At 71.9% G+C, this 23,509-nt stretch carries 26 protein-coding genes; 12 read left to right on the top strand and 14 right to left on the bottom strand.

The genetic code is table 11. From position 1 onward, the window contains the following. The first annotated feature begins 9 nt into the window (after positions 1–9). The gene (locus tag ACWD1Z_RS10380; RefSeq protein ID WP_451117312.1) at positions 10–465 is read left to right on the top strand and encodes a hypothetical protein; all 456 of its coding nucleotides are present in this window, start codon (positions 10–12) and stop codon (positions 463–465) included. A 107-nt stretch (positions 466–572) separates the two neighbouring features. Beyond that, entirely contained in the window at positions 573–1,304 is a 732-nt protein-coding gene (locus ACWD1Z_RS10375; protein WP_389418073.1) for a nucleotidyltransferase family protein, read from the top strand. Positions 1,305–1,419: 115 nt separating this feature from the next. On the opposite strand, the gene ACWD1Z_RS10370 is transcribed toward ACWD1Z_RS10375, so the two are convergent. The 6 genes from ACWD1Z_RS10370 to ACWD1Z_RS10345 all read right to left on the bottom strand — a co-directional run bounded on the left by ACWD1Z_RS10370 (position 1,420) and on the right by ACWD1Z_RS10345 (position 7,642). Continuing rightward, the gene (locus ACWD1Z_RS10370) at positions 1,420–3,027 is read right to left on the bottom strand and encodes a DoxX family membrane protein (protein ID WP_451117310.1); all 1,608 of its coding nucleotides are present in this window, start codon (positions 3,025–3,027) and stop codon (positions 1,420–1,422) included. 117 nt (positions 3,028–3,144) lie between these two features. Continuing rightward, positions 3,145–4,086: a 23S rRNA (guanosine(2251)-2'-O)-methyltransferase RlmB gene (gene rlmB, locus ACWD1Z_RS10365; RefSeq protein ID WP_451117308.1), complete on the bottom strand. Its 942-nt coding sequence runs from the start codon at positions 4,084–4,086 to the stop codon at positions 3,145–3,147. An 88-nt stretch (positions 4,087–4,174) separates the two neighbouring features. Continuing rightward, positions 4,175–5,575 (bottom strand): cysteine--tRNA ligase, encoded by a 1,401-nt coding sequence (gene cysS, locus ACWD1Z_RS10360; protein ID WP_451117306.1) that lies wholly within the window; start codon positions 5,573–5,575, stop codon positions 4,175–4,177. A gap of 52 nt (positions 5,576–5,627) precedes the next feature. After that, positions 5,628–6,125, bottom strand: coding sequence for a 2-C-methyl-D-erythritol 2,4-cyclodiphosphate synthase (gene ispF / locus ACWD1Z_RS10355; RefSeq protein ID WP_451117304.1), 498 nt, complete (start codon positions 6,123–6,125; stop codon positions 5,628–5,630). Next, positions 6,115–6,876: a 2-C-methyl-D-erythritol 4-phosphate cytidylyltransferase gene (gene ispD / locus ACWD1Z_RS10350; protein WP_451117302.1), complete on the bottom strand. Its 762-nt coding sequence runs from the start codon at positions 6,874–6,876 to the stop codon at positions 6,115–6,117. The genes ispF and ispD overlap by 11 nt, the downstream gene beginning before the upstream one ends. Positions 6,877–7,159: 283 nt before the next feature. Next, positions 7,160–7,642 carry a CarD family transcriptional regulator gene (locus tag ACWD1Z_RS10345; RefSeq protein ID WP_003953493.1) on the bottom strand — a complete coding sequence of 161 codons (483 nt, stop codon included), beginning with the start codon at positions 7,640–7,642 and terminating at the stop codon, positions 7,160–7,162. Between the two features lie 636 nt (positions 7,643–8,278). Between ACWD1Z_RS10345 and ACWD1Z_RS10340 the strand changes: the two genes are divergently transcribed. Beyond that, positions 8,279–8,962: a DUF461 domain-containing protein gene (locus tag ACWD1Z_RS10340; protein ID WP_451117300.1), complete on the top strand. Its 684-nt coding sequence runs from the start codon at positions 8,279–8,281 to the stop codon at positions 8,960–8,962. Between the two features lie 71 nt (positions 8,963–9,033). Here ACWD1Z_RS10340 and ACWD1Z_RS10335 read toward each other — a convergent pair whose 3' ends face one another. Continuing rightward, positions 9,034–9,714 carry a response regulator transcription factor gene (locus ACWD1Z_RS10335; protein ID WP_127179272.1) on the bottom strand — a complete coding sequence of 227 codons (681 nt, stop codon included), beginning with the start codon at positions 9,712–9,714 and terminating at the stop codon, positions 9,034–9,036. Further along, the gene (locus ACWD1Z_RS10330) at positions 9,711–10,988 is read right to left on the bottom strand and encodes a sensor histidine kinase (RefSeq protein WP_451117297.1); all 1,278 of its coding nucleotides are present in this window, start codon (positions 10,986–10,988) and stop codon (positions 9,711–9,713) included. Before ACWD1Z_RS10330 ends, ACWD1Z_RS10335 begins: the two co-directional genes overlap by 4 nt. A 233-nt stretch (positions 10,989–11,221) precedes the next feature. Between ACWD1Z_RS10330 and phoU the strand changes: the two genes are divergently transcribed. The 3 genes from phoU to ACWD1Z_RS10315 all read left to right on the top strand — a co-directional run bounded on the left by phoU (position 11,222) and on the right by ACWD1Z_RS10315 (position 12,557). Beyond that, the gene (gene phoU / locus ACWD1Z_RS10325) at positions 11,222–11,911 is read left to right on the top strand and encodes a phosphate signaling complex protein PhoU (RefSeq protein ID WP_351982500.1); all 690 of its coding nucleotides are present in this window, start codon (positions 11,222–11,224) and stop codon (positions 11,909–11,911) included. Positions 11,912–12,013: 102 nt separating this feature from the next. Further along, positions 12,014–12,178 (top strand): hypothetical protein, encoded by a 165-nt coding sequence (locus tag ACWD1Z_RS10320; protein WP_451117295.1) that lies wholly within the window; start codon positions 12,014–12,016, stop codon positions 12,176–12,178. Positions 12,179–12,308: 130 nt separating this feature from the next. After that, positions 12,309–12,557, top strand: coding sequence for an SCO4226 family nickel-binding protein (locus tag ACWD1Z_RS10315; RefSeq protein WP_451117294.1), 249 nt, complete (start codon positions 12,309–12,311; stop codon positions 12,555–12,557). Positions 12,558–12,644: 87 nt separating this feature from the next. Here the strand turns inward: ACWD1Z_RS10315 and ACWD1Z_RS10310 are convergent, their stop codons facing one another. Next, a complete protein-coding gene (locus ACWD1Z_RS10310; protein ID WP_451117292.1) occupies positions 12,645–13,406 on the bottom strand; it encodes a phosphoglyceromutase in 762 nt (253 codons plus the stop codon). A gap of 151 nt (positions 13,407–13,557) precedes the next feature. Between ACWD1Z_RS10310 and ACWD1Z_RS10305 the strand changes: the two genes are divergently transcribed. Next, entirely contained in the window at positions 13,558–14,814 is a 1,257-nt protein-coding gene (locus ACWD1Z_RS10305; protein WP_451117290.1) for an MDR family MFS transporter, read from the top strand. 16 nt (positions 14,815–14,830) lie between these two features. Here ACWD1Z_RS10305 and ACWD1Z_RS10300 read toward each other — a convergent pair whose 3' ends face one another. Continuing rightward, positions 14,831–15,274, bottom strand: a complete 444-nt coding sequence (locus ACWD1Z_RS10300; protein ID WP_308293237.1) for a DUF2000 domain-containing protein — start codon at positions 15,272–15,274, stop codon at positions 14,831–14,833. Between the two features lie 49 nt (positions 15,275–15,323). Here ACWD1Z_RS10300 and ACWD1Z_RS10295 point away from each other — a divergent pair, with 49 nt between their 5' ends. After that, positions 15,324–16,136, top strand: coding sequence for an AraC family transcriptional regulator (locus tag ACWD1Z_RS10295; RefSeq protein ID WP_451117288.1), 813 nt, complete (start codon positions 15,324–15,326; stop codon positions 16,134–16,136). On the opposite strand, the gene ACWD1Z_RS10290 is transcribed toward ACWD1Z_RS10295, so the two are convergent. Together ACWD1Z_RS10290 and mshA are read right to left on the bottom strand one after the other, a co-directional pair. Beyond that, the gene (locus ACWD1Z_RS10290; RefSeq protein WP_451117286.1) at positions 16,133–16,630 is read right to left on the bottom strand and encodes a YbjN domain-containing protein; all 498 of its coding nucleotides are present in this window, start codon (positions 16,628–16,630) and stop codon (positions 16,133–16,135) included. The two genes, ACWD1Z_RS10295 and ACWD1Z_RS10290, sit on opposite strands and share 4 nt — an antisense overlap. Further along, positions 16,623–17,960 carry a D-inositol-3-phosphate glycosyltransferase gene (mshA, locus tag ACWD1Z_RS10285; RefSeq protein ID WP_451117284.1) on the bottom strand — a complete coding sequence of 446 codons (1,338 nt, stop codon included), beginning with the start codon at positions 17,958–17,960 and terminating at the stop codon, positions 16,623–16,625. The genes ACWD1Z_RS10290 and mshA overlap by 8 nt, the downstream gene beginning before the upstream one ends. A 250-nt stretch (positions 17,961–18,210) precedes the next feature. Here mshA and ACWD1Z_RS10280 point away from each other — a divergent pair, with 250 nt between their 5' ends. The 4 genes from ACWD1Z_RS10280 to ACWD1Z_RS10265 all read left to right on the top strand — a co-directional run bounded on the left by ACWD1Z_RS10280 (position 18,211) and on the right by ACWD1Z_RS10265 (position 22,336). Continuing rightward, on the top strand, positions 18,211–18,615 hold the full coding sequence (locus ACWD1Z_RS10280; RefSeq protein WP_451117282.1) for a CPCC family cysteine-rich protein: 405 nt from the start codon (positions 18,211–18,213) through the stop codon (positions 18,613–18,615). A 19-nt stretch (positions 18,616–18,634) separates the two neighbouring features. Then, positions 18,635–19,456, top strand: a complete 822-nt coding sequence (locus ACWD1Z_RS10275; RefSeq protein WP_451117281.1) for a class I SAM-dependent methyltransferase — start codon at positions 18,635–18,637, stop codon at positions 19,454–19,456. A gap of 185 nt (positions 19,457–19,641) precedes the next feature. Further along, positions 19,642–20,715 (top strand): C40 family peptidase, encoded by a 1,074-nt coding sequence (locus ACWD1Z_RS10270; protein WP_451117279.1) that lies wholly within the window; start codon positions 19,642–19,644, stop codon positions 20,713–20,715. A 283-nt stretch (positions 20,716–20,998) separates the two neighbouring features. Next, entirely contained in the window at positions 20,999–22,336 is a 1,338-nt protein-coding gene (locus tag ACWD1Z_RS10265) for a PP2C family protein-serine/threonine phosphatase (RefSeq protein ID WP_451117277.1), read from the top strand. Between the two features lie 27 nt (positions 22,337–22,363). Here the strand turns inward: ACWD1Z_RS10265 and ACWD1Z_RS10260 are convergent, their stop codons facing one another. Both ACWD1Z_RS10260 and ACWD1Z_RS10255 read right to left on the bottom strand, forming a co-directional pair. After that, positions 22,364–22,699, bottom strand: a complete 336-nt coding sequence (locus tag ACWD1Z_RS10260; protein ID WP_389418053.1) for a DUF2516 family protein — start codon at positions 22,697–22,699, stop codon at positions 22,364–22,366. Between the two features lie 132 nt (positions 22,700–22,831). Next, positions 22,832–23,488, bottom strand: coding sequence for a hypothetical protein (locus tag ACWD1Z_RS10255; RefSeq protein ID WP_451117275.1), 657 nt, complete (start codon positions 23,486–23,488; stop codon positions 22,832–22,834). Positions 23,489–23,509: the final 21 nt, after the last annotated feature.

Genomic DNA, 23,509 nt, shown 5'->3' with positions numbered 1-23,509 from the left:
CTCACTCGCGTGAAGCACTCCACTAACCAACAGACGCGACGCGGCCGGGGCCCCGCCCATCGGATCGGCCGCTCCCTCGCCCTCGTCCTGCCCGTCGTCCTGGTGCTCTCCGGGACCCTCGCGGTCACCCGGGTCAACTGGTCGGGGACCCCCTCGAACTCGGTGCTCACGGCGTCGGACGCGTCGGTGTCGGACGCCAAGCCCGGCTCCCGCTCCCGCACCCCCCAGGACGCCCTGCGCGACCAGCTCATCGCCGAGCTCACCCGGGAGGACCCGGGCGTCGCGCTCACCCACCTCCAGCAGGCCGTCGACGGCCGCCCGGCGCTCGCCAAGCACTGCGCCTCCATCGCCCGCGCCCTGGGCCGCGCCGCGGTCCGCGTCTACGGCCCGGTACGCGCCCAGTCCTACGCCCGCCCGGTCTGCGACACCGCCTTCGCCACCGGCGTGGCAGCGGCCCACCGCTGACGAGCAAGGGGGGCGGGGCCGCGGGCCCCGCCCCCCTCGGCGCCGTACCCGCGCACAACACGCACCCCCCACCCCGGTGGGCCACAGGGCCACATACAGTTCGGCACATGACCGACCCGAACGCCGCCACCCGCCCCACGCAAGCCGTGATTCTCGCCGGAGGCCAGGGCTCCCGCCTGCGTCCGTACACCGACGACCGGCCCAAGCCGATGGTCGAGATCCCCGGCACCGGGACGCCGATCATCGGCCATCAGCTCGCCTGGCTCGCGGAGGAGGGCGTGACCGACGTGGTGGTCAGCTGCGGCCACCTCGCGGACGTCCTCAAGGAGTGGCTGGCGGGTGCCGAGCTGCCCTGCTCGGTGACCACGGTCGTGGAGACCGAGCCCCTCGGCCGCGGCGGCGGCCTCAAGTACGCCGCCGCGCATCTGCCCCACCCCGACCGGCCCTGGTACGCAACGAACGGCGACATCTGGACCCGGTTCTCGCTGCGGGACATGGCCGACTTCCACGCCGAGCGCGACGCCGTCGCCACCCTGGCGCTGGCCCGGCCCCGGATCCCCTGGGGCGCCGTGCAGACGGACGGCTTTGGACACGTCACCGACTTCATCGAGGCGCCGCCCACGACGTACGAGATCAACGCGGGGGTGTACGTCTTCTCCGCCGAGTTCGCCGGGATGCTCCCGGAGCGGGGGGATCACGAGCGGACCACGTTCCCGCGGCTGGCCCGGGAGCTCAGGCTCGCCGGCTTCCCGCTGCCTCAGGGCGCGTACTGGCGAGCCATCGATACGGCGAAGGACCTCACCGAGGCCGCGAAGGAGCTGTCGGCTCTCCGTTCCTAGCGCGGGCCGGTGAGGGCCGGTCGCGCGGTTCCCCGCGCCCCTGAGGGGGCGCGGGGAACGGTGGGTTCTGATGTGCTGCCGGTGGGCTAACCCAGGATCCCGCCCACCGGCCCGTCTACCCCAACAGGCCGCCTACGAGACCCGGTTCACCGGAGTTGTCTCCGCCTCCCGTGCCGCCCGGCGTGCCGGTGCCTCCGGTGGTGCCGCCCGAGGTGGGGCCCGAGGTGGTGCTGGGGGCCTCGTCCACCGGGGAGGACTGCTGGGGCGGCGCCTGGCCGCCGCCGGTGCCCTGGGTCTGGCTGGGCGTGCCCGCCGTGCTGGTCTCCCGCGTGGCCTCCGGGGTGGTGGCCGCCCCGGTCGAGGGCGCCGAAGTGGCGGCCTGGCTCGGGGCGGTGGAGGCCGACGGAGTGCGCTGCCGGCGCTCGCCGGGCTCCGAGGGGAGCGGGGAGCCGGGGAGTTCGTTGCGCGGGGCCTCGCCGGGGCCGGGGACGACCACGCGGTCGGCGTCGCGGACGGCACCGCCGAGCAGCGAGCCGATCAGCAGGGTCAGGCCGATGACGATGGCGGAGACCAGGGCGCCGCGGCGCAGGACGTAGGCGCGCAGGTCCCAGATGTCGGCGCGGGGGCCGAGGCGGCGCCAGGCACTGCCCGCGAGGCGGCCGTCCACGGAGTAGACGGGGGCGCCCGCGATGATCAGCGGCGACCAGGCGGCCAGGTAGATGATGTCGGGGGCGTCGTAGGCGGGGACGCTCTTCCAGCTGACGGTGACCAGCAGCGCGGCCGACAGCAGCGCGCCGACCACGGCGGCCACCCGCTGCCAGCAGCCCAGCACCGTGAGGACGCCCACGATCACCTGGAAGAAGGCGATCACCAGGCCGGAGCCGACGGGGTGCTCGAGCGCGAACTGGCGCAGCGGCTCGGCGACGTCCCAGGGGTGCAGGGTGTTCAGCCACTTCACCATCGAGCCGCGCTTGCCGCCGTCGAAGTAGACGGGGTCGCAGAGCTTGCCCATGCCGGCGTAGATGGAGATGAAGCCGAGGAAGATGCGCAGCGGGAGGAGGACGACGCCCAGGTTCATGCGGCGGCCCGGGTAGTAGGCGTGCCGCGCGGGGTCGTCCCCGTGCCGCCGGGGCCGGGAGCCGTCCTCCGGCTCCGCGAACTCCTCGTCGTCGTAGGCGCGTTCCTCGTCGTACGCGCTGCCGACCTGGCGCATGTCGGGCAGCAGCCGGGTGCCGTCGCCGTCGGGCGGGGTGCGCTGGGCGCCGACCACGGGGGTCTCGACGGTCTGCGCGAGATCGTCGTAACCGTCGTCGTGGTAGCCGTCGTTGACGTCGACGCGCGGGATGACCTGGGTGGCGCCCGCGTCGGCCGATTCGTCCGGGTGACCGACGCCGGCGCCCCGCACCGCCTGCAGGAGCCGGTGGGCGCCGGTGTCGTCGGGCGCCGACTTGCCGCTCCAGACGACGGCCCGACGACGGGCGGGGGTCCCGGTGCCGACCACGGGGACGCGGGCGGTGTCCTCGGTGGCGCTCAAGTGCCGTGCGATCCGCGGCGACTGGCTGCGCCTCGTCGATGCGCCCAACTGCACGCGGAAACTCGCATGATTGACGATGATCTGCGCCGGATCGCTCGGCACCTTCACCATGCTCAGCGCGGGAGCGTCGTCGAAACCCGACGAGCGGTCCCCCGTGGGTGTGCGGGGTGTTCTGGTGTCCACACTCATCTAACCGAGTGACGTGTGTTTTGGACACTGCTTTGACCTGCTGGATCTGTCCGGACCGCGTCAAGCGGGGCCTGGACGACCGGAACGCCCCGCACGGGCGACGGTACGGACGGATGTTCAGCCGCGCCGGCGCGCCGCCTCGTACAGCACGATGCCCGCCGCCACACCGGCGTTCAGCGACTCGGCGCCGCCGGGCATCGGGATCCGCACCCGGAAGTCGCACGTCTCGCCGACCAGCCGGGACAGGCCCTTGCCCTCGCTGCCGACCACGATGACGACGGGGCCGTGCAGGGCCGCCAACTCACCGACCTCGTGCTCTCCGTCGGCGGCGAGGCCGACGACGGCGATGCCCGCCTTCTTGTACGCCTCCAGGGCGCGGGTGAGGTTGGTGGCGCGGGCGACGGGGGTGCGGGCCGCGGTGCCGGCCGACGTCTTCCAGGCACCGGCGGTCATGCCCGCCGCGCGGCGCTCCGGCACGACGACGCCGTGACCGCCGAAGGCGGTCACCGAGCGGACGACGGCACCCAGGTTGCGCGGGTCCGTCACCCCGTCGAGGGCGACGATGAGCGGGTCCACGCCCTCGTCGTAGGCGGCGCTGGCCAGGTCCTCGGGGTGGGCGTACTCGTACGGCGGGACCTGGAGGACCAGGCCCTGGTGGTTGAGCCCGTTGGTCATGCGGTCCAGCTCGGGGCGGGGGGCCTCCATCAGGTGGATGCCGCCGCGCTCGCCGACGAGCTGGAGGGCCTCGCGGACCCGCTCGTCGTTGTCGATGAACTGCTGGACGTACAGCGTCACCGCGGGCACGCCCTCGCGCAGCGCCTCGACGACGGGGTTGCGGCCGACGACCATCTCGGAGGTGCCCTTGCCGCCGCGGCCGCGCGGCGCGGGACGGCGTGCCGTCTGCTTGGCCTTGGAGGTGGCGAGGCGGTTCTTCTTGTGCCCCTTGCGCATCTCGGCGGGCGGCGTCGGACCCTTGCCTTCCAGGCCCCGGCGTCGCTGGCCGCCACTGCCGACCTGCGCGCCCTTCTTGCCGGACATGCGGCGGTTGTTCGCGGCCATGACCTACCTGTCTCTGTGTGGCGGTGAAGTACGTACGTCTATGCAGTGTGCCGCCCGGAAGGCCGGGCGGCACAATCGATCACTGCGCTCAGCGCGCGGTCAGGCTCCAGCGCGGCCCGTGCGGACCGTCCTCGATGGCCAGTCCCGACTGCTTGAGCTGGTCCCGGATGGCGTCCGCGGTGGCCCAGTCCTTGCGGGCCCGCGCGGCCTCGCGCTGGTCGAGGACCAGGCGTACGAGGCTGTCGACCACGCTGCTGAGGTCCTCGCCGCGGTCGCTCTCGCCCGCCCAGTGCGGGTCCAGCGGGTCCAGGCCCAGGACGCCGAGCATGGCGCGCACCTCGGCGAGGCGGGCCACGGCGGCTTCCTTGTCGTCGGCGGCGAGGGCGGAGTTGCCCTGCCGGACGGTGGTGTGCACGACGGCGAGCGCCTGCGGGACGCCCAGGTCGTCGTCCATCGCCTCGGCGAAGGCGGTGGGCACCTCGGCGGCCGGTTCCACGGCGTGTCCGGCCAGCTCCACCACGCGCTGCACGAAGCCCTCGATCCGGGTGAACGCCGACTCGGCCTCGCGCAGGGCCTCCTCGCTGTACTCGATCATCGAGCGGTAGTGCGGGGTGCCGAGGTAGTAGCGCAGCACGATGGGGCGCCAGGCCTTGACCATCTCGCTGACGAGGACGGAGTTGCCGAGCGACTTGGACATCTTCTCGCCGCTCATGGTGACCCAGGCGTTGTGCACCCAGTACCGGGCGAACTCGTCGCCGTAGGCCTTGGCCTGGGCGATCTCGTTGTCATGGTGCGGGAAGATCAGGTCGAGGCCGCCGCCGTGGATGTCGAAGGCGGAGCCCAGGTACTTGTGGGCCATCGCCGAGCACTCCAGGTGCCAGCCCGGCCGCCCGCGGCCCCACGGCGTCTCCCAGCTCGGCTCGCCCGGCTTGGCGGCCTTCCACATCGCGAAGTCCCGGGGGTCCCGCTTGCCGGTCTCGCCCTCGCCGGAGGGCTGGAGCAGGTTGTCCAGCTCCTGGTTGGACAGGCGCAGGTAGTCCGGGAAGGACTTCACGTCGAAGTAGACGTTGCCGTCGGCCTCGTAGGCGTGGCCGCGCTCGATCAGGCCGCGCATCATCTCGACCATCTCGGTGACATGGCCGGTGGCGCGCGGCTCGTACGTCGGCGGGAGGCAGCCGAGCGCGGTGTAACCGTCGTCGAACGCGCGCTCGTTCTCGTAGCCGATCGACCACCACGGGCGGCCCTGGTCCGCCGACTTGGTGATGATCTTGTCGTCGATGTCCGTGACGTTGCGGATGAACGTGACGTCGTAGCCGCGGTACTCGAACCAGCGGCGCATGATGTCGAAGTTCAGCCCGGACCGGATGTGGCCGATGTGCGGGGCCGCCTGCACGGTGGCACCGCACAGGTAGATCGAGACACAACCCGGCGTGAGCGGGGTGAAGTCACGGATCTGCCGGGCGCTGGTGTCGTACAGGCGAATAGTCACGTGTCCAGGGTAGTAGGCGCGGGCGGGTGCCTCCGACGGTTGTGGACAACTGTCAGCCCGGTGTTCTGGCCACCAGCGCCGTCGCCACCGCCATCAGCCCTTCACCCCTACCGGGGAACCCCAGTCCGTCCGTCGTCGCCCCCGAGACGGAGACCGGCGCGCCCGCCGCCTCCGAGAGGACCTTCTGGGCCTCCTCGCGGCGCTTGCCGATCTTCGGGCGGGGCCCGACGACCTGGACCGCGATGTTGCCGATGGTGAAGCCGGCCGCGCGGACGATGCGCGCGGCCTCGGTGAGCAGGACGACGCCGGAGGCGCCCGACCACTCGGGCCGCCCCGTGCCGAAGTGCTGTCCCAGGTCGCCGAGGCCCGCCGCGGAGAAGAGCGCGTTGCACGCGGCGTGCGCGACGACGTCCGCGTCGGAGTGACCGGCGAGCCCGGTCCCCTCGCCCTCCCACTTCAGGCCCGCGCACCACAGCTCGCGGCCCTCCTCGAAGGCGTGGATGTCGGTGCCGATGCCGACCTGGGGCAGCAGGGGTGCCTCAGAAGCCATCGTTGAGCCTCCGGCGCGCCAGGACCGCCTCGGCGAGGACCAGGTCCAGCGGGCGGGTGACCTTGAAGGCCTCCTCGTGGCCGGGGACCACCACGACCTGGAGGCCGAGCTGTTCGACCATGCCGGCGTCGTCGGTGACGCGGTCGGTGACCGTCTCGTGGGCGCGGACCAGGGTCGTCCGGTCGAAGCCCTGCGGGGTCTGCACCGCGCGCAGCCGGGCCCGGTCCGGGGTGGCGACGACCCGCTCGGGCTCGTCCTCGCCGGCCGGCTCGACCTCCTTGACGGTGTCCGCGAGCGGCAGCGCGGGGACCACCGCGCCGGCGCCGTCCCGTACGGCCTCGATGACGCCGTCGACGGTGTCCACCGGGACGAGCGGGCGGGCCGCGTCGTGCACGAGGACGATGCCGTACTCGGGCGGCAGCGCGTCCAGGCCCCGCTTCACCGACTCCTGGCGGGAGTCACCGCCGGGGACCACCAGGAAGTCGGTGCGCTCCGGCAGGGCGTGCGCGTCGAGCAGGGACTTCACCTCGGCGGCGCCCTCGGGCGGGGCCACGACGACGACCAGGGAGACGGCTCGGGAGGCGGCCATGGCGCGCACCGCGTGGATCAGCATGGGAGTGCCGCCCAGCGAGCGCAGTGCCTTGGGGGCGCCGGGACCGAGGCGTACACCGCGGCCGGCGGCCGGGATCACGGCAGCCGTGGGGGTGGTCGCACGGGCCTGCGCGGGCGAAGGGCGCGATTCGTCAGACATCGGTTCCTGTCAGGTTTGTGTGCTGGCCTGGCGTGGGTATGGCCTGGGCAGTGCCGGGCGCGACGCCTTGACCGGACCCTTCCGTGACCCTGGTCGAGCCAGCTGCCCGGGCCCGGCACGCCAAGTATCGGGGGAACCTCCCCCCGAGGAGTGCACGAGGAAGTGCACGGCGTGAGACGGCACGCACCAGCGAACATGCCGCAGCGCCCGGCGACAGTGGATATGTCATCGGGCACCGCGGCATTTCAATGTGCTGAGTGGCTGAGCCTGCTGGCTGCGGGCGTCAGGACGCGAGGACCTCGTCGAGGAGCGCCTCGGCCTTGTCCTCGTTGGTGTTCTCCGCGAGGGCGAGCTCGCTCACCAGGATCTGGCGGGCCTTGGCGAGCATGCGCTTCTCACCGGCGGACAGTCCGCGCTCACGCTCACGACGCCACAGGTCACGCACGACTTCCGCGACCTTGATGACATCGCCGGAGGCGAGCTTCTCCAGATTTGCCTTGTAACGACGAGACCAGTTCGTGGGCTCCTCGGCGTACGGCGCGCGAAGCACCTCGAAGACCCGGTCCAGCCCGTCCTGGCCGACCACATCACGCACGCCGACGAACTCCGCATTGTCCGCTGGCACACGTACCGTCAGGTCACCCTGGGCGACCTTCAGCACCAAGTAGGTCTTGTCCACGCCTTTGATCTGGCGAGTTTCGATGGCCTCGATCAGCGCGGCCCCGTGATGGGGATAGACCACGGTGTCGCCAACCTTGAACGTCATGTGACAGGTACCCCTTCCGTGGCTATCCAGAGTAACACGGAAACGGCAGCTTCTGAATGGCGTTTTCGCAGGTCAGGGCATATCTCGGGGCTTGACAACAGCGACAGGAACGTGCTGCGCGGGCTGACCGGAACAAGAAATTCGCAGGTCGGAGCGGCTCTCCGGGCGAGGTGAAACGCGGCCGTCACACACATCCGGAGGCGCCGTCAAGCGGCCGAACATCCTGATATGTCCGGTTCCATGTGTGCGACTTCCGCTACTCCGTTCGGTGGCCGGAGGCGGGTACCGGACGATTCCGGAATTGATCACGAGGGGTCGGCGAGCACGGTCGGTGATCAATTTCCGGAGGGTCGCGCATTCCTTCACGGAAATTTCGCGCGCCTGTGTCGTGGGTATGCCCACGGGACTTATGTGAATGGCAGACAGCCGCGGAGCCAAAGTGACTCGTGGGTCACTTGTGAGCGACGGGACCGGTGAAGCGGGACGCTTCCGCGGGGCCGGCCGGAGACTCTTGTGGGGTCCAGGGGAGGGTCGGGTGCGGCGGGGCCGGAACGGCTCGGTAACCTAAGCGCGCTGACAGACACTTAGGGCGGCTTTATGCGCCCGCCCCGTTCGAGTCAAGGAGTTGCCGCCGCCGTGAGCAGCAGCCTTCGACGCGGCGTCATCGCCGCCGCCGCCATCACGTTCTCGATTCTTCCGCTCGCCGCGTGCGGAGCCGGCAACAACGCACAGACCCTGGAAGTCAAGCCGGACAACGCCGCCACCACGGTCGGCGACATCAAGGTCCAGAACGCCGTGATCATCACGCAGCCGGACCCCGAGGCGAGCGACCCGGCCGTGGTCGCCGCGACCCTCTTCAACGAGGGCACCCGCGCCCAGACCCTGGAGTCGATCACCATCGAGGGGGCGGACGAGCCCCTGGAGCTCAAGCCCGCCAAGGGCAAGAGCCTGTCCATCCCGGCCGGCGGCTCGCTCACCCTCGGTGGCTCGGGCAACGCCTCCGCCCTGCTCTCCGGCACGCCGGAGAACGTCAAGGACGGCAACGCCCAGCCGATGACCTTCACCTTCAGCGAGACCGGCGACGTGTCCCTGCGCGCCTTCGTCGTCCCGGCCGAGAGCTACTTCACCGGCTGGGGCCCCACCGAGGTCCCGAACGCGCCGGGTGAGGACACCGCGTCCCCGACGACGGAGCCGACGGGCGAGGCGACCGGCGAGGCCACGGGTGAGGCCACCGGCGAGCCGGCCGAGGGCGCCACCGGCACCCCGGCCGACGCCGCCTCGGCCTCGGCCACGGAGTCGCACGCCGCGGCCGGCCACTGAGCGGCCGTACGACGGAGAAGGGCGGGGCCCCCTGAGGGGTCCCGCCCTTCGTCGTACCGCCGTCAGACGGCTTACGGCTCGAACTTGTAGCCCAGCCCCCGCACCGTCACCAGGTACCGCGGCGCGCCCGGGTCCGGTTCGATCTTCGCGCGCAGGCGCTTGACGTGGACGTCGAGGGTCTTGGTGTCGCCGACGTAGTCGGCGCCCCAGACCCGGTCGATGAGCTGCATCCGGGTCAGGACGCGGCCCGCGTTGCGCAGGAGCATCTCCAGGAGGTCGAACTCCTTGAGCGGGAGGTCGACCTTCGAGCCGGAGACCGTGACCACGTGGCGGTCGACGTCCATGCGGACCGGACCCGCCTCCAGGGCGGCCGGGGTGACCTCCTCGGGCTCGCCGCGGCGGCGCAGGACGGCCCGGATCCGGGCGACCAGCTCCCGGGACGAGAACGGCTTGGTGACATAGTCGTCGGCTCCTATCTCCAGGCCGACGACCTTGTCGATCTCGCTGTCCTTGGCGGTCACCATGATGACGGGGACGTTGGAGCGGCCGCGCAGCTGGCGGCAGACTTCGGTGCCCGGCAGGCCGGGCAGCATCAGGTCGAGCAGGACGAGGTCGGCGCCGTTGCGCTCGAACTCGTCGAGACCGTCGGGCCCGGTGGACGCGACGGCGACCTCGAAGCCCTCCTTGCGGAGCATGTACGACAGGGCGTCTGAGAAGGATTCCTCGTCCTCGACGACGAGCACTCGGGTCACGGATGGACCTCCGGGGCGGAAAGCGTCTGGTACGCGGCTGACTCGGGGGGTGTGTCGTGGGACGGATCGGCGGGGCGCCCGGCCTCGGCGTCGAGGACGGGATGCTGCTGAGCTCGGTCGCGGGCCGCGCCCGCCTCCGGCAGTCTCAGGGTGAACGTGGAGCCCTGTCCCTCGGAACTCCACACCGTGACCTCCCCGCCGTGCGAGGCGGCCACGTGCTTGACGATCGCCAGCCCGAGCCCCGTGCCACCGGTGGCGCGGGAACGGGCCGGGTCGACGCGGTAGAAGCGCTCGAAGATGCGCTCCTTGTCCTTGTCGGAGATGCCGATGCCCTGATCGGTCACGGCGATCTCGATATGGTCGCCGCCCGGTGCGGTCAGCCGGCGTGCGGCGATCCCGACCCGGGTCCGGGCGGGCGAGTAGTTGACGGCGTTCTCGACGAGGTTGCCGAGGGCCGCGGCGAGCTGGCCGCGGTGGCCCCAGATGCTCAGGTCGGCGGTGCCGCCGGCCGCCATGGTGATCTGCTTGGTGCCGGCGGCGTGCCGGCAGCGGTCGACGGCCTCGGCCACCAGTTCGTCCACGCGCACAGGCTCGGCGTCATCCAGCGGGTCGTCGTTCTGCACCCGGGAGAGGTCGATCAGCTCCTGGACGAGGTTGGTGAGCCGGGTCGCCTCGATCTGCATGCGCCCCGCGAAGCGCTCCACGGCCTCCGGGTCGTCGGAGGCGTCCATGACGGCCTCGGACAGCAGGGAGAGAGCGCCCACGGGGGTCTTGAGCTCATGGCTGACATTGGCGACGAAGTCGCGCCGTACCGCCTCTATCCGCCGGGCCTCGGTGAGGTCCTCGACGAGCAGCAGCACCAGGCGGGAGCCGAGCGGCGCCACCCGGGCGGAGACCGCGAGGGCCTCGCCGCGGCCGCTGCCGCGCCGGGGCAGGTCCAGCTCGACCTGGCGTATCTCGCCGTCGCGCCGGGTGTCCCGGGCCATCTGGAGCATCGGTTCCACGGAGAGCCGTCCGCCGCGCACCAGCCCGAGGGCGTACGCGGCGGAGCTGGCCTTGACGACGGCGTCGGCCTCGTCCAGTACGACCGCGGAGGAGCGGAGCACGGACAGGACCGTGTCGACGCCGGGGGGCAGTACCGGATCGGTGTGCAGGGAGGTTCTGGTGGGTCGCGCTTGGTCGCGTTCGCTCCAGCGGAACGCCAGCATGGCGACCACGCCGGTGAGTACCCCGGCAATCGCTGCCGCTGCGGCGACCGCCGCGTTCACGTCCATGCATCCAGGTTAGGCACGGGTTCGGTCCAGGCCACAGCCATCCGAGTGCGAGCTCGAACACTCGTCGCCCAGAGTTCACCTTGGTGCCAGCAATGGTTCATTTGGGGTGGCAGAAACGGACGCGTGCAGGTCGGACGGTGAGAGCGTGGGGTGCGATAGCGCCGGTTCAGCAGGACGTGCACACTGGCCCCGGCCCCCGGAACCCCAAGAAACACGTACGAGAGGGAACCCTCATGCGGGACGCGTACCACGAGGAACTTGACTCGATCAGCGACAGCCTGGTGGAGATGGCCCGCCTGGTCGGGTCGGCGATCGGACGCGCCACGACGTCGATCCTCGATTCCGACCTGAAGCTGGCCGAAAGCGTGATCGAGGCCGACCAGAAGGTCGACGACCTCCAGCACGACCTGGAGGCGCGGGCGATAGCCCTGCTCGCCCGCCAGCAGCCGGTGGCGACCGACCTGCGGATCGTGGTCACCTCGCTGCGGATGTCCGCCGACCTGGAGCGCTCCGGCGACCTGGCCCAGCACGTGGCCAAGCTCACCCGGCTGCGTTACCCGGAGCGGGCCATTCCGCACGATCTGCACGCCACGATCCTGGAGATGGGCCAGCTCGCGCAGCGGCTGATGGCGAAGGCCGCCGAGGTCATCGTGACCAAGGACGTCGACCTGGCGCTCCAGATGGAGACCGACGACGACGCGATGGACCTGCTGCACCGCACGCTCTTCCAGCACCTGATGGACGAGCGCTGGAAGCACGGCATCGAGACCGCCGTGGACGTCACCCTGCTCGGCCGCTACTACGAGCGGTTCGCCGACCACGCGGTGGCCGTCGCCAAGCGTGTGGTGTTCCTGGTGACGGGCGAGCACGCGGACAACCTCCAGCAGGACATCGCGGCCGTGAAGGGCGTGGAAGGGGCCTGACACCGCTCGGGGGCGTGCGTGAGAGCCCCCGTGCGCCGTTGATGCGCCCAGTGGAGCGGGCATGCAATGGGGAACAGGCACCAGCCTCGACGAGGAGGGACCATGGCCGACTCCCCCAGTACGCCCGGCACCACACCCGACCCCACGCAGGAACGCCCGACCGAGCAGCCCGCCGAGATCCAGCACCTGATGCTGATCGGCGCGTGCGGCTGCGGCTCGGGCTGCCAGTGCGGCTGCCAGTCCGGCAACCCGTGCCAGTGCGGTTGAGTGCTTTTCTTCTTACGACGGTGAAGGGCTTACGACGGTGAAGGGCCCCGGCGCGGCTGCCGGGGCCCTTCGTCGTGCTCGCGGGCCGGTGGAGGCGCAGCATGGAAGGAGGACCGGAAGGAGGCGTGCCATGGCCCGGTTCATGGACGTACACCACGGGATGCAGGGCATCACGTCGGACCAGCTGCACGAGGCCCACAAGGCGGACCTCGCCATCGAAAGGGACGAGGGGGTCCACTTCGAGCGGGCCTGGGCGGACCCGGAGTCCGGGACCGTCTACTGCCTCTCCGAGGCGCCCTCGGCGGAGGCGGTGCAGCGCATCCACGAACGCGCGGGACACAAGGCGGACGAGATCCACGCCGTGCCGCTGACCGTCTAGCGCGGGAAAAAGCCCCCTACCAGGGGTGGAAACCGCTGGTAGGAGGCTTGCTCCGAGGTATTGGAGCGAGTTGCTCCGAGAGGGCTGCTACTTCTTCTTGCCCTGGTTCTTCACGGCCTCGATCGCCGCGGCCGCCGCCTCGGGGTCGAGGTAGGTGCCGCCCGGGTTCAGGGGCTTGAAGTCGGCGTCGAGGCTGTAGGACAGGGGGATGCCCGTCGGGATGTTCAGACCCGCGATGTCGGCGTCCGAGACGCCGTCCAGGTGCTTGACCAGGGCGCGCAGGCTGTTGCCGTGGGCGGCCACCAGGACCGTGCGGCCGGCCAGGAGGTCGGGGACGATGCCGTCGTACCAGTAGGGGAGCATACGGACGACGACGTCCTTGAGGCACTCCGTGCGGGGGCGCAGCTCCGGCGGGATGGTGGCGTAGCGCGCGTCGCCGGACTGGGAGAACTCCGCGCCGTCCTCGAGCGGCGGCGGCGGGGTGTCGTAGGAGCGGCGCCAGAGCATGAACTGCTCCTCGCCGAACTCGGCCAGCGTCTGGGCCTTGTCCTTGCCCTGGAGGGCGCCGTAGTGGCGTTCGTTCAGGCGCCAGGAGCGGTGGACCGGGATCCAGTGGCGGTCGGCGGCCTCGAGGGCCAGCTGCGCCGTACGGATCGCCCGCTTCTGGAGGGACGTGTGGACCACGTCGGGCAGGAGGTCGGCGTCCTTCAGGAGTTCGCCACCGCGGACTGCCTCCTTCTCGCCCTTCTCGTTGAGGTTGACGTCCACCCAGCCGGTGAACAGGTTCTTCGCGTTCCACTCGCTCTCGCCGTGGCGGAGGAGGATCAGCTTGTACGGTGCGTCGGCCATGAGAAGGAGCGTAATCGAACCTTCTGATCACTTGCGCCCCCGACCAGAAGGCGGACGGTTGACGGGATCTGTTAATTGAGTGGCCCCCGGCCGCCGGCACTTCGTAAGTTGTGGTGGCCGCTCGCGCCACTTACACCTCCGGGGGATCCCCATGTCTGTCGCCGCCCTGAGACGTGCCGCCCGGGAGACCGTCTCCGGGCTGCCCCGGGAGTTCTGGTGGCTGTGGACCAGCACCCTCGTCAACCGGCTCGGCGGCTTCGTCGCCACCTTCATGGCGCTGTACCTGACCCTGGACCGCGGCTACTCCGCCTCCTACGCCGGTCTCGTCGTCGCCCTGCACGGCCTCGGCGGGGTCATCTCCTCGCTCGCCGGCGGAGTGATGACCGACCGGCTCGGGCGGCGGCCCACGCTGCTGGTCTCGCAGACCGCCACCGCCGTCTCGGTGGCCGCGCTGGGGTTCGTGCACCACCCCGCCGCCATCGCCGGCGTCGCCTTCCTCGTCGGGATGGCCTCCAACGCCTCCCGGCCCGCCGTGCAGGCGATGATGGCCGACATCGTCCGGCCCGAGGACCGGGTGCGCGCGTTCTCGCTCAACTACTGGGCCATCAACCTCGGCTTCGCCGTCTCCTCCATGGCCGCCGGGTTCATCGCCGAGTACAGCTACCGGGCCGGGTTCCTCGCCGAGGGCGTCATGACCCTGGCCTGCGCGATCGTCGTCTTCCTGAAGCTGCCCGAGTCCCGGCCCGAGCGCACCGAGGCGGTGAAGGCGGAGGAGTCCGCCGTAGGACTCGGGACCGTGCTGCGGGACGGGCGGTTCATGGGCGTCGTGGGCCTGTCCTTCCTGATCGCCCTCATCTTCCAGCAGGGCTACATCGGCCTGCCCGTCGCCATGGGCGACGCCGGGTTCACCCCGGCCGACTACGGCATGGCCATCGCCGTCAACGGCGTGCTGATCGTCGTCCTGCAGATCCCGGTCACCCGGTTCATCGAGCACCGCGATCCCCGGCGGCTGCTGGTGATCTCCTCGGTGCTCGCCGGGTACGGCTTCGGGCTGACCGCCTTCGCCGGGTCCGTCGGTCTGTTCGCCCTCACCGTCTGCGTCTGGACCCTCGCGGAGATCGTCAACGCCCCGACCCAGACCAGCCTGGTCGTCCGGCTCTCCCCCACCCACGGCCGGGGCCGCTACCAGGGCATGTACACCATGTCCTGGGCCGTCGCCTCGCTGGTCGCGCCGCTGATGTCCGGGGTCGTCATCGACCGGTACGGCGCGGAGTGGCTGTGGGGGCTGTGCGCGGTGATCGGGACCGTCGCGGGGATCGGGTACGGCGTGCTCATGCGCCGCCTGCCGGCCCCGGAGACCCCCGCCGCGGCGCCGGCCCCGGCGCGCCCCGAGACCGCCGCCGCCTGACGCTCGGGAGTGCCCCTCAGGGGTGCATCCGGGCCCCCTTCAGCACCTTGTCCACCGCGTTGCGCGGCCCGTGCACGGCCAGCCCCACCAGGTCCAGGTCCCGCGTCGGCACGGCCCGTACGGCGGCCCGGTTGTCCCGGTCGTTGCCGGTGGCGAACAGGTCCGACGTGAACAGGGCGCGCGGCAGCGCCCGCGACAGCACGCGCGCGTGGGCCGCCGTCAGCGTCTCCTTGGAGCCCTGGAAGACCAGCACCGGCTGCCGGAACATCGGCAGGTACGCCACCCCGTCGGCGTCCTCGTAGGGCTCCCCGATCACCTCGGGGACCTGGGTGCCCAGGCCGCTGACGAGGAACGCGGTCACGTTCAGCCGCTGCCAGGGCTCCAGGTCCTCGCGCAGCAGCACGGCGATCTTCGTGTCGAAGCGGATCGGTTCGGCGGTGAGCGGGTTCGTCGCGTTCATGGACCGAGACTGCCGACCGCCGTACGGCCGCGTCTTGTACGTTCTTTGCATGGCCGCTCAGCGCGAGGTGACCGCCTGGCGTCCCCGGATCCCGGGTGTCGTCGAGGTCTTCCACGCGCACTTCACCGAGTACGCCTATCCGATGCACGTCCATGAGGCGTGGACGCTCCTCATCGTCGACGACGGCGCCGTACGGTACGACCTCGACCGGCACGAGCACGGCACCCCGCACGGCACGGTGACGCTGCTGCCGCCGCACGTCCCGCACAACGGCGCTCCCGCGACCCCGCACGGCTTCCGCAAGCGCGTCCTCTACCTCGACACCTCCCGGCTCGCCGCCGACCTCATCGGGGCCGCCGTGGACACCCCCGACCTGCGCGACCCGCTGCTGCGGCACCGGGTCGGCCAACTGCACACCGCCCTCGCCCGCCCCGGCGACGAACTGGAGGCCGAGAGCCGGCTGACGCTCGTCGGGGAGCGGCTGCGCACGCATCTGCGGGCGGGCCCGGCGGACGGCGCCCGCGGTGGCCCCGCCCTCGCCCGCCGTCTGCGCGAACTCCTCGACGAACGGGTCGTCGAGGGGCTCTCACTGCAGGAGGCGGCAGGACTGGTCCAGGCCCATCCCGCCCACCTGGTACGGGCGTTCAGCACCGCCTACGGCATCGCCCCGCACCAGTACCTGAACTCCCGCCGCGTCGACCGCGCCCGCCGCCTCCTCCTGGACGGCCGCCCGATCGGCGAGGTCGCGGCGGCGACCGGCTTCTACGACCAGGCCCATCTCACCCGCCACTTCCGCAAGCTGGTGGGCACGACCCCGGGAAGATACGCGGGGACGGGGGCTCGGCACGGTGAGCGCCCCTAGGACGACCCGCCCGGACGCTGGGTCAGGTGGGTGAAGGCGTCGAGGTTGCGGGTGGACTCGCCCCGGGAGACCCGCCATTCGTACTCCTTGCGGATGGCGCTCGCGAAGCCCAGTTCCAGCAGGGTGTTGAAGGCGCCGTCGGCGGCTTCCAGGGTCTGGCCGAGGAGGCGGTCGAGTTCGTCGGGGGTGACGGACGAGAGGGGCAGCTTGGCGGTGACGTAGACGTCGCCGAGCTGGTCGACGGCGTAACTGACGCCGTACAGCTTGAGGTTGCGCTCCAGGAGCCAGCGGTGGACGCCGGGTTCGTTCTCGTCGGGGTGGCGGATGACGAAGGCGTTCAGCGACAGCGAGTGACGGCCGAGCCGCAGGGAGAGCGTGGTCGACAGCTTGCGCGTGCCGGGGAGTTTCACGACGTAGGTGCCGGGGTCGGGGCTCTCCCACTCCAGCTCCGCGTCCTGGAGGAAGTCCTCGACGGCCTGCCGCGCATCACCCATGGTGCGAGCGTACGCGACGGCGGTGGGCCTGGGCCGCGGCCGTGTAGACGTCCGCGGTGGCGGCCGCCGCGGTGTCCCAGCCGAAGGACTGGGCGTGCCGGGCCGCGGCGGCGCCCATCCGGGCGGACAGCTCCGGCTGGTCGGCGAATTCGCGCAGCACGCGCGCGTAGGCGGCCGGTTGATGGCCCTGCACGAGGAAGCCGGTCCGTCCGTCGCGCACGGCCACCGGCAGGCCGCCGACCGCCGCCGCGAGCACCGGCGTACCGGACGCCTGTGCCTCTATGGCGACCAGGCCGAAGGACTCGCTGTAGGAGGGCATGACGAGGACCGAGGCGGCCCGGAACCAGTCCGCGAGCTGTTCCTGGCCGACGGGCGGGCGGAACCGTACGACATCGGCGATGCCGAGGCGGGCCGCCAGCTTCTGCAGGCCCTCGGGTTTGGCGAGGCCGCTGCCGCTGGGGCCGCCGACGACGGGCACGAGGATGCGGGAGCGCAGCTCGGGGCGTTCGTCGAGCAGGACGGCGACCGCGCGGAGCAGGACGTCCGGCGCCTTCAGGGGCTGGATGCGGCCCGCGAAGAGCGGGATCAGGGCGTCCTGGGGCAGGCCGAGGCGGGCCCGGGCGGCGGCGCGGCCGTCGGCGGGCGAGAAGCGGTCGAGGTTGACGCCGGGGTGGACCACGCCGACCTTGCCGGGTTCGGCGTGGTAGTGGCGGACGAGTTCGTCGGCCTCCTCCGCGGTGTTCGCGATGAGCCGGTCGGCGGCGGCGACGATCTGGGTCTCGCCGATGACCCGGGCGGCCGGCTCGGGGGTGTCGCCCGCGGCGAGGTTGGCGTTCTTGACCTTGGCCATGGTGTGCATGGCGTGCACCAGGGGGGTGCCCCAGCGCTGGGCGGCGAGCCAGCCGACGTGGCCGGAGAGCCAGTAGTGCGAGTGCACGAGGTCGTAGTAGCCGGGGCGGTGGCCGGCCCAGGCCTGCATCACGCCGTGGGTGAAGGCGCAGAGCTGGGCGGGGAGTTCTTCCTTGGCCAGGCCCTCGTAGGGGCCCGCGTCGACGTGCCGGACCAGGACGCCGGGGGCCATCTCCACGGTGGGCGGGAGGGCGGCGGCGGTGGCGCGGGTGAAGATCTCGACCTCGATGTTGATCGCGGCGAGGCGCTGCGCGAGCTCCACGATGTACACGTTCATGCCGCCGGCGTCGCCGGTGCCGGGCTGGTGGAGCGGTGAGGTGTGCACGGAGAGCATCGCGATACGGCGGGGCCGGCGGTGCAGACGCAACCGCGGGGGTGCCACCGCGGAGCGACGCCCGAGCCTGCCGACGTAGTGGCTCACGGGGCGTTCCTCCTCGCTGCGGGCATGCCTGAGGGAGGACGTGCGGGCCCTCCACGGGGGTGAACACCGGAAGGTCCGGCTCCATTTCCGGCCGGGGGTTCTTTGCCGAATCATTACCGCCAGTCGCTCAACCGTTCGACGGCAGGCTGCGTGGGCCGGGAACGGGGGCTGCGTGGCCCGGGAACGGGCGGCTGCGCAACCCCCGAGAAGAGGGCGCGGGCGCAACGGCCGCCGCCCTGCCCTCAGGCACATGCCGGACCTGGACGATCTCCTGTTACCCGCCGACGAGCGGCTCCCCTGTCCCTGCTGCGGCCATCTGACGCTCCTGGAGCTGTGGACCTACGAGATCTGCGAGGTCTGCCGGTGGGAGGAGGACCCCTTCCAGCTGCGCTTCCCGCACATCGACTTCGGCCCCAACCACGGGCTGAGCCTGATCGAGGCGCAGGCCAACTACCGGCGGACCGGCGCGGTGGCCGAGCAGGTGCGGCGCCGGGCCCGCCCACCAAAGGACGACGAGCCGGTGGACCCGGGGTTCCGCCCGGCCGACCCCGCCCGGGACCCCTTCGAGCAGGCGCCCGGGGGCCGGATGCCGGACGACCTGACCGTCCTCTACTACTGGCGGCCCACCTACTGGCGGCGCCACCTCGCCCGGTGAGCCGCATACCCTCGTAGACATGACAGCCCGCGCCCCCGCCGGCCCCGTGGGAACGGTGACGCGCGGGACCACCAACCCCAACCGCCTGCGCCGCATGGACCGCTGGATCGCGGCGACGCACGGCGCCGAGCTGCGGCGGGCCCCCGACCCCGTCGCGGTCGACCTCGGGTACGGCGCCGCGCCCTGGACGGCCGTGGAACTGCTGGGGCGGCTGCGTACCGTCGCGCCCCGCGCGCGTGTGGCCGGCGTCGAGATCGACCCGGCGCGGGTCGCGGCCGCCCGGCCCTATGAGCGCGAGGGGCTGGTCTTCCGGCACGGCGGTTTCGAGATCCCGGTCCCGGGGCGGCCGCTGCTGATCCGGGCCGCCAATGTGCTGCGCCAGTACGAGGAGGCCGAGGTCGCCGCCGTGTGGGAGCGGCTGTGCGCGCGGCTGGCCCCGGCCGGCCCCGGCTCGCGGGGCGGGCTGCTGGTCGAGGGGACCTGCGACGAGATCGGGCGGCGGCACGTGTGGGTCGCGCTCGGGCCGGAGGGGCCGCGGACGGTGACCTTCGCGACCCGGCTCGGCTCGCTGGAGCGGCCCTCGGACCTCGCCGAGCGGCTGCCGAAGGCGCTGATCCACCGCAACGTCCCCGGCGAGCCGGTCCACGCCTTCCTGCGGGACTTCGACCGGGCCTGGGCCGCCGCCGCGCCCTACGCCTCCTTCGGCGCCCGGCAGCGCTGGATCCGGGCGGTGCGGGAGCTGACGGCCGACTGGCCGGTGCTGGACGGGCCGGCGCGCTGGCGGCAGGGCGAAGTCACGGTGGCATGGGGGGCGTTGACGCCGGCGCGAGCACACCTGTGACGCACTGACCTGCGGGGAACGAACTGCGTATGTCGTTCGTCACATAGGCGGGGAGATCGTCGTGCGGGGGTGGGAGAGGGGGAAAGCAGCAGGGTGCGCGACCTCTGTCGTTTTCCGCGGCGGCATGGCACGATCCCCCAGGCATCCGTAAGTTACTGACGGTTAATCAGGTTGGGGGAAGTGGTATGGGTACGGGCAGGCGCAGCCTCATCACCGCCGCCGTCACCGTGGTCTGCGCGGTGACCGTGCTGGCGGCACCGGGCACCGCGTTCGCGAGTCCGACCCCGACACCGGTTCCGAGCGCGACCCCGACTCCGGCGACCACCAAGGACCTTGAGGCCGTACGCAAGAAGCTGGACCGGCTCTATCACGACGCCGCCGTCGCCACCGACGCGTACAACTCCGCCGAGGAGAAGGCCGAGCAGCAGTCCGCCGAGATCGTGGCCCTGGCGAAGAAGATCGTCAAGGGCCAGAAGAAGGTGGACGAGCTCAAGAAGCGGGCCGGCGCCGCGGCCGCCGCGCAGTACCGCAGCGGCGGACTGCCCGACGAGGCGCACCTGATGCTCAGCGACGACCCGCAGGAGTTCCTCGACGGCGCGGGCCGGGTGATCCAGGGCGAGCGCGCCACCAAGGGACTCCTCCGCGAACTGACCCGCACCCAGCAGGACTTGGAGCAGTACGCGAAGGACGCCTCCGCCCAGTGGGAGAAGCTGGAGGCCAACCGCAAGACCAAGGCCAAGGCGAAGGCGGAGATCAAGAAGCAGATCAAGGCCGCCGAGAAGGTGGAGTCGGAGCTGGAGGCGGAGGAGAAGGAGCGCCTCGCCGAGCTGGAGCGACGGGCCGCCCACCAGGCGCAGACCGCCTGGCTGGACTCCGGGATACTCGACGAGACCGACGGCAAGGCGTCCGCGCAGGGCAAGAAGGCCGTGGCGTACGCCACCGCCCAGCTGGGCAAGCCGTACGAATGGGGCGCCGAGGGGCCCGGCACCTTCGACTGCTCCGGGCTGACCTCCCAGGCCTGGGCGGCGGCCGGAGTGCCGATTCCGCGCACCTCGCAGGAGCAGTGGAAGCAGCTTCCGCGCATCGACATCGCCGAGATGCGCCCCGGCGACCTCATCATCTACAACGACGACGCCAGTCATGTCGGGATGTACGTCGGCGACGGCGCGATGGTGCACTCCCCGCGCCCCGGACGGACGGTGACCGTCGCGGGGGCCGGTTCCATGCCGATCCTGGCGGTCGTACGACCGGACGTATGAGACCGGAGTCACGCATACCGGGCCCCGGGGTGACCGGGGCCACGTGACGCACCGCACCCCAACGGCCGGGCAAACCGGGGGCGGGCGTGACGTTCGTCATCCCCCGGGGGCCGCCGCCCTGCCCAACTGCGGTACGGAACGCGGCATATGACAGTGGCCAGCCGCCGAACGGCGTGGCCTGCACCATTCCTTTGCGGTGCCGACTACCGCTATGGTCCCCGTCGGTGGGTCGAGGTCCCTCGTCCCCGCCATGCCCTCGGGGGGAGGGAAGGAACCCAAGACGATGCCCGTACCCGTACCGCGGCAGAGAGCGATCCCGGCCGTGGAGAGTGGTCAGGCTCAGACAGCCGCACCCACGGTCGGCGGCCCCTCGGCCGGAGAGGCCCCGCGCAAGGACGCCACGGTCGAGCACACCGAGCAGACGAGCGCGCCCCCCACCGGCGCCGCCCACACCCAGCTGACGCTGCTGCTCATCGAGGACGACCCGGGCGGCTCCACGGTGCTGCCCGAACTGCACGACCGGGCCGGCAGGCCGATCCGGGTGCGCACCGCCCGCAACCTCACCGAGGCCGCGCGGCTGCTCACCGACGACGTCCACTGCATCCTGCTGGACCTGGCGCTGCCCGCACCGGGCCGCGGCGACGACAGCGACGAGCTCGCCGTGCTCAAGCAGGTGCTGGAGCTCGCGCCGCGGCACGCCGTCCTCGCCCTCACCGCCTCCGGCGACGCCGAGCGCGGCGCGCAGGCGGTCCGGGTGGGCGCCCAGGACTATCTCCACCGCGACGAGCTGGACGGCCGGCTGCTGAGCCGCGCGATCCGGTACGCGGTGGAGCGCAAGCGCTCCGACTCCGCGGAGCGCCGGCTCGCCGAGGGGCGGGTGCGGGCGCAGGAGAACCGGCGCCTGGAGCGGGGCCTGCTGCCCACGCCGCTGCTGGACGGCTCGCCCCTGCGGTTCGCCGCGCGGTACCGGCCGGGCCGGTCGCGGGCGCTGCTCGGCGGGGACTTCTACGACGTGGTCCGCACCTCGGACGGCACGGTGCACGCCATGATCGGCGACGTCTGCGGACACGGTCCCGACGAGGCCGCGCTCGGTGTCGAGCTGCGGATCGCCTGGCGGGCGCTGACGCTGGCCGGGCTCTGCGGGGACCAGCTGCTCGGCACGCTGCAGCAGGTGCTGGAGCACGAGCGGTCGGACGACGAGATCTTCGCGACGCTGTGCACGGTGGACATAGCGCCGGACGGCCGCCGGGCGGGGCTGTGTCTGGCCGGGCACCCCTCACCGCTGCTGGCCCGCCCCGGGAGGGCGGCGCAGCTGCTGCCGTACGACAACAACGGGCCGGCGCTCGGGCTGCTGCCCGGGGCCCGCTGGCCCCGGATGCAGGTGGAGCTGGGTGCCGAGTGGAGCCTGATGCTCTACACCGACGGGCTGATCGAGGGCCGGATCGGCGCGGGCAAGGAGCGGCTGGGCCAGGACGGGATGGTGTCCATGGTCCGCCGGCAGCTGGCCGAGGGGCTGCGCGGAGAGGCACTGCTGGGGGCGGCGGTGAACGAGGTCCGGGACCTCAACGGCGGCGAGCTGACGGACGACGTGGCCGTGCTGCTGCTGGACCGGGTGCGCTGAGCGGGGGCCCGCTCCGGGCCGGCGGGGTCAGCGCCCGCCGTTCCACGGGCCGTAGGGGCCGTCGCTGCTCGAACCCCTGCGGGTGTTGCGGCCGCCGCCGGGCAGGGAGCGGATCGCCGGGCGGACGTCCACCATGTAGACGATCGTCGCGATGAGGCCGATGATCGGCAGGAACGACAGGATGTTGAAGATCAGGTTCACCACGAAGGCGAGCCCGAGGACGATCAGCCAGAACGGCTTGGTCTTCTTGTCGGCCGCGCGGTAGGCGTCCTCGCGGCGCGTGGCGGCGTCGATCAGCGCGAAACCGCTGAAAAGGATCAGGGCCATGCTCAGCAGCCACATGAAGTTTGCGAAGCCCTGCATCAGCACAACGTCCACCACCCGACTCGGCTCGTCCCTACGCGGTCACCGTACCCGCAACCGCAGGCCCGCTACCCGGTCAACGGGCCGAGCACCCGCCAAGTGCCCGGCCCGTCCGGTTATCGCCCGGCCCGACTACTTCGCGGGCGGGGTCGTCTTCTTGGCGGCCGGCTTGCGCGGGGCCGTCTTCTTCGGGGTGGGGGTGGGGGACTTCTTCGGCGCGGACGTCGCCTCGGGCTTCGCCTCGGCCGGCTTGTCCTCCTGCGTGACCTCGACGGGCTTGGCGTTCGGCTCCACGACGATGGCGAGCTCCTCGATCTCCTCGGCCGCCTCGCCGCGCCAGGTCCGCACGGCCTGCTCGCCGTGCTCGGCGACCTTCTCGTAGGTCTCCCGGGCCTTCACGGCGTACTCGGCGGCCACGCCGACCCCGCGCAGCGCGAAGTCCTGGGCACTCTCGCCGAACTTCTTCAGGTCGGCGTCGAAGGTGGTGCTGAGCTTCTTCAGGTCCCCGTCGAGGGAGCTGATGAACTCGCTGACCCTGGACTGCAGGGTCTCCTGCGTCTCCTTGACCCGGGTCTGCGCCTCCTTGGCGCGGGCGGCGGCCTTCTCCTGCACGGCCTTCGGGTCGGTGTTGCGCACGGCCTCGATCCGGGACGGGGCCTCGGCACGCAGCTGCTCGACCAGGCCGGGGACCTTCTTGGCCTGCTGGAAGGCCAGGTCGGCGGTGCCGGCGGCGAAGTAGAGCGGGGTCGGGTCACTGAGGGTCTTGCGGAGGTCGTCGGTGATGGCCATTTTGCTGGTCCTCCCGGGATT

Source organism: Streptomyces sp. NPDC002784, assembly GCF_053592135.1.
This window is presented reverse-complemented; position numbering and strand designations above follow the sequence as displayed.